We start from the raw sequence: 1391 nt of genomic DNA on the forward strand, positions 1-1391 counted from the left end.
TAATGCCAGTCAGTTAAGAGATTGACTGGCTTTTTCTTGGGTATTTTTGAGGTTTTCCTTTTACAACCCTTGGATAACTCCTCACTCTTCTCTCAGGTATAACATACCGATTAGATTTCTCCATTAAACTTTCCAGATGTTTGGGGAGATTACCTGCAGAAGCCAAAGAGTCGAATCTGAGTAAATTAAGAAGGGCAATAGATGCAATATGAAAACTGATTCTCAAAGGACTTACTTTAGCTCGTTGAGCCATATGTTTCATTTGTCGTCTCAGAACATTATAGGCAATCAAGACACCCCATAATTCTTGATAAATTAAGTCTGGTTGCTTGCTTCTTAAGAGCTTACCTTTCTGCAAATTGCTTTTAATTTCTCGGTAACACATTTCAATTTCCCAACGCTGAGCATATAACTTTGCCAAGGCTATAAGTGGGTATGTCTTTGAATCTAATAATGAAGTAATGTAACGTCTGATTTTTCCTGCCTGCTCAACTTCAATCAAACGTGCCTCCCAATAATCCCCTAACGTTGGGTTAAGCTTCTTGGCTCTAGGTGATATTGGCATCCTGATATGAAAATCATGTGGGGAATTCCGTTTAATAATTTCATAACGTAAATTATCTTTTGCTCGCATCAGCCAATGACTTGATTCTGCACGTGTTTGCCACCCTATTAGAAAATCAGCAGAGAAATAAGCTCGATCAAATAATGTAATACTTTGTGCTGGAGGAGATAATTGATTTGCTAATGTGAGTTCACCCTGATCCATACTGCCTATTTGGGCATCTATGATTTCATGGGTATTGGTATTGACTAGGCACGTGGCTCTCACTTGTGGGTAAGGTGCTACAGCAGTTTTACCTTTAGATGAGCCAAAATGATTAAAGTTCTCTTCGGTCAGCGGCATAGACCAAACCACCCCATCAACAGCACATATGCTAAGTCCTTGAAAGCTTGAATATTGTTGCTGTGTTTCATCAAACCATGCTTGGCTGAGCAGAGAGAATAAGGTACTTAAAGGCTCTTGTCCTAAACGTTGTCGTGCTTGGACTGCTGCACTAGGAACACAATATTCTGTTGTACCAAACACGAGGTTTAATTGCTCTACAACATAGCTGATGGGTTGATTTCGAAACAAGGCAAGCCCAATAACAAGCCAAACCACATGCTCAGCAGGTAATTTTCTCCTTCTGATTGATGCCTTACCTGTTTGATGCAGGCTTGTTTCAATCCAATTTAAATCAATAAGTTCACAAAAATGGTTGAGTGATGGGAGAGAATGTTCAAGAGTGGATTCTAAATGTTCAGATAAAGACATAAAAAAATGAGCGTATTTACATACACTCATTTTTACTACATTTTACTAAAATTTGCTTAACTGACTGGCATTA

General features: G+C 38.6%; 1 protein-coding gene. It reads right to left on the reverse strand.

Annotated elements, in window-relative coordinates; all coding sequences use genetic code 11:
• Positions 1-13: 13 nt before the first annotated feature.
• A complete protein-coding gene (locus FTT85_RS18420) occupies positions 14-1318 on the reverse strand; it encodes an IS4 family transposase (protein ID WP_168379863.1) in 1305 nt (434 codons plus the stop codon).
• Between the last annotated feature and the right edge of the window lie 73 nt (positions 1319-1391).

Origin of the sequence: Acinetobacter sp. YH01020 (genome assembly GCF_013420275.1) — a bacterium.
GTDB lineage: Bacteria > Pseudomonadota > Gammaproteobacteria > Pseudomonadales > Moraxellaceae > Acinetobacter > Acinetobacter amyesii.